A 3,703-nucleotide genomic window follows, 5' to 3' on the forward strand; every position below is an offset into this window, starting at 1 on the left:
AGGAAAAGCTGAATTTGCTCGTTCACCCTACGCATGCATTAGCTGAGTGCAAGGAGGTGCCGCTATCTGCGTTAGCAGAGGAGGCATTTGTGCTGTTCCGTGAGGATTTTACGCTGCATGACCGTATCATTGCCGAATGTGTTCGTGCCGGCTTTCAGCCGCGCGTAGTCTACGAAAGTTCTCAATGGGATTTGATCAGCGAGATGGTTGCCGCCAACCTGGGAGTAGCGTTATTGCCTGAGGCGATATGCCGAGATCTGGATTCCGAACGGTTGCGTATTCTTCCGCTCGTTGATCCTGTCATTCCTTGGCATTTGGGGATGATCTGGCGGAACGATCGGTATCTGTCTTTTGCGGCCAGAGAGTGGATATCCTTCACACAGCGATTGTTGCGGACAGAATATGGCGGGAGTCGTCGGTGAGAAGGACGGATGCAGCTTAGAACATAAAAAAGCTGCCCTGAGGGGCAGCGATGTAGCTTGCTTTTAGGAGTGTGTTTGGTTTATTGCGCGCTTGGTGTGAAGGTACTTGTCCATAATACGGTCAAGCCTGGAGGATTTGTCCAATACACGTTCATCTTTTAATCCGTGTAAGTCAGCCATGCGATTCAGTTCACGACGCTCTTTTTCCATGAGTTTTTCCAATTGTTCGAGGTTCACAAAGCCCACCCCCCATGTCGATTGTAAGGCATGTCTCCACTAGCGGCAGAAGTTTTTTTGATAACGATGTTATTTCCATTTTACCACTTTTTATTAACATTAATCCAGCTTTCCTGACATTTAGCGACTAATAATTATGGTTTTGCCAGCTCTACCCGATTGCGTCCTGATCGTTTAGCTTCGTACAATGCTTCGTCTGCTTTTTCCAATAAACGCCTCGATGCAATAACAGGAGAGCTGCCTGCTCCGATGGATACGGTTAAAGGGATTATGGTTCCGTCATTCAAGAGAAAACATTCATTTTCCACAGCTTTCCGAATCTTCTCGGCAAAGCTTGCTGCCTTTTCGGTATCACAATCTCCGAGTAGAATTGCGAATTCCTCTCCGCCTTTACGGGAGGGATATGCTCTTGTTGTAGATTCCCGATTTAACAGAATTCCCAGTTGGCTTAAGACGGCGTCTCCGTTCAAATGGCCATACGTATCATTAATTTCTTTAAAGTGGTCAATATCTAGCATTACGAGTCCAAAGGGTTTTTTTGTAGTCTTGGAAGCATGAAGTACCTCTTCGAACAGCGCATCAAAAGCACGCGGACTGTATAGCCCGGTTAAATGATCGCGGTTCGCGGCTTCTTCCAGCAGGTGAATAGCCCGTTCTGTTTTTTTGATATGGGACATCATAAAATAAGTGAACAAGCCGCCAAGAATCTTCACGGTTGTGATCATTATTATAGATTCTAAGTTGGGTGGATTATCCACAAAAAAAGCGGATAACAGTGAGACAATAACAGCCCCAAGCACAGCCGACATCCATTTGCCAAGTGCTAGGCTTTTTTCGCGAATAAAGATAATTGAAAGGACTAGTGTCACGAAGCAATTGACCGTGGCAGTCAGAGAAATATCCGTCCACCCCCCTGTGATGTAAATACGATACAGGATGACGATCAGGGTGGTCAGCAAACCGGATACCGTTCCTCCTATATAAACAGATATGATAATCGCCAATTGGCGCAGATCAACCACAAAGTGCCCCTGGATCCATAAACCGGTCATCATTAACAGAATGCCAAACACGCCCAGCATTAAACCGTTCATTATCTGATGAATGAGTGCATGGTTTGTCAGGTAACGTTCATATTTCCGGGAAAATAAATTTCCGAAGAATAAGAAGCTTGTTAATAACGCAAAATTGTTAATTAATTCTTTTAACATATCCCTGTCCTTTATGCTGTAATGTGAGTTGTAGTATCGTGGGAATAAAGTAAAAGGCCTCGTTTCTATATTTCGGTAGAAAGTAGATGTGAATGAATACCCATCGACCACAAACGATTCTTATGTCCCTTACGTTTCGTTGATCTACGTGGTACAGTGTAAGGACTATGATCGGAACGGGTGATCGTATGAAGGAACCAATTCACATTTCGGTGCGTCCACTTGTGGAATATGTGCATCGGAGTGGCAGCATTCAGAGCGGTTTTCGCTCGAATAGCAGTATGCAGGAAGGAACTCGCGTGCATCAGGCTATCCAGAAGAGTTACAAGGAGCATGATCGCAAAGAGGTACATTTGCGTACAGAAATTTCATATAAAGGTGAATTGTTTGTCATTGAGGGCCGCTGTGACGGATTGATTGAGCTGGACGGCGTATGGACGGTGGACGAAATTAAATCGATCTCTCAGCCTCTCGAAGATATTCAGGGAGACGGTCAGCCTGTGCACTGGGCGCAAGCATTTCTCTATGCCTATATGATTGCTCGTGAGGAGCAGCATCATTCCATGCAGGTTCAACTTACTTATGTACAGGCACACAGTGAACATATTCGTCGCTTTAGACAGATACTATCCTTTGCAGAGCTGGAAGCTTATGCTCAGAAAATGATTGCTGGTTATGCACCATATGCATTCCTGCTGAGAGCGCATGCGGAGAAGAGGGATGCCAGTATTGCTAGGTTGGATTTTCCCTTTGACACGTATCGTTCGGGTCAGCGCACTTTAGCGGGCTCGGTGTATAAGACGATTGCCGAAGGAGTCAACCTATTTGCTAAAGCGCCCACCGGTATCGGTAAAACGGTATCCACCTTATTTCCTGCGATTAAGGCGATTGGCGAAGGGCTGGCTAGGCGAGTATATTATGTAACGGCTCGTACCACGACTCGCGCAGCAGCTGAAGAGGCATATGCCCGAATGCAGGCCCAGGGGCTGTATATGCATGTGGTGACGCTAACTGCAAAGGATAAAATTTGCTTTAAGGATGAACATGATTGTGATGCTGGGGTATGCAGCATGTGCGAGGGTTACTACGACCGGATCAACGGTGCGGTGTCCGATATTTTGGCGAATGAGACGCTAATGACGCGGACGGTGCTTGAGCATTATGCGCGCAAGCATAAGGTATGCCCCTTCGAGTTTTCGCTAGATGTGGCGTATGCCTCGGATGGTATAATCAGTGATTATAATTATGTTTTTGATCCACGGATTTCTCTGAAAAGATTGCTGGAGGAGCACAAACGAAAAGGTGTTGTACTGGTGGATGAGGCACACAATCTGGTGGAACGCGGCCGGGACATGTTTTCGGCGGAAATCCTGAAATCTTCTTTTTTGGAACTGAAAAGAGAATTTAAGTCGCTAAACCCGGAGATTGCTGCAGCTGCGAGTGCAGTGAACGCACAGATGATTACGCTGCGCAAGCTGCATGCAGATACAGGGAAAGCAGTGGAATCAACAGCACCGCAAGAGGTGCTGGAACTGTTGGTGCCTTTTGTGGAAGCCGCTGAACGCGAGCTGGTGACAGGGAGCAGTACAAGCCGTGCAAGCAGTGAGGGGACGGCTTACGCATTGCTTCTGGATACGTATTTTACCGCTCAAAATATGCTGCGAATGGCTGCTTTATACGATGAGCGTTACGTTACTTATATTGAAGCAGGTCGCAGTGAGGTGAGGGTCAAACTGTTCTGCCTCGATCCTTCACACTTGCTGGGACAAGCTGTAAAGAATTACCGCTCGGCTATTTATTTTTCCGCAACGTTGACACCGCTTGCTTATTATC

4 protein-coding genes are annotated in these 3,703 nt (G+C 46.5%); 2 read left to right on the top strand and 2 right to left on the bottom strand.

Annotation, left to right across the window (positions count from 1 at the left end; translation table 11 throughout):
- Positions 1-422: LysR substrate-binding domain-containing protein (locus AC5V8P_RS24195; protein WP_495473954.1), on the top strand; the 422-nt coding region annotated here is incomplete at its 5' end.
- Between the two features lie 63 nt (positions 423-485).
- On the opposite strand, the gene AC5V8P_RS24200 is transcribed toward AC5V8P_RS24195, so the two are convergent.
- Together AC5V8P_RS24200 and AC5V8P_RS24205 are read right to left on the bottom strand one after the other, a co-directional pair.
- A complete protein-coding gene (locus AC5V8P_RS24200) occupies positions 486-659 on the bottom strand; it encodes an aspartyl-phosphate phosphatase Spo0E family protein (RefSeq protein ID WP_013312483.1) in 174 nt (57 codons plus the stop codon).
- A gap of 134 nt (positions 660-793) precedes the next feature.
- On the bottom strand, positions 794-1,870 hold the full coding sequence (locus AC5V8P_RS24205; RefSeq protein ID WP_064797679.1) for a diguanylate cyclase: 1,077 nt from the start codon (positions 1,868-1,870) through the stop codon (positions 794-796).
- Between the two features lie 167 nt (positions 1,871-2,037).
- On the opposite strand from AC5V8P_RS24205, the gene AC5V8P_RS24210 reads away from it, so the two are divergent.
- Positions 2,038-3,703: DEAD/DEAH box helicase (locus AC5V8P_RS24210; protein WP_495473955.1), on the top strand; the 1,666-nt coding region annotated here is incomplete at its 3' end.

The organism is Paenibacillus sp. N119s (assembly GCF_059447605.1).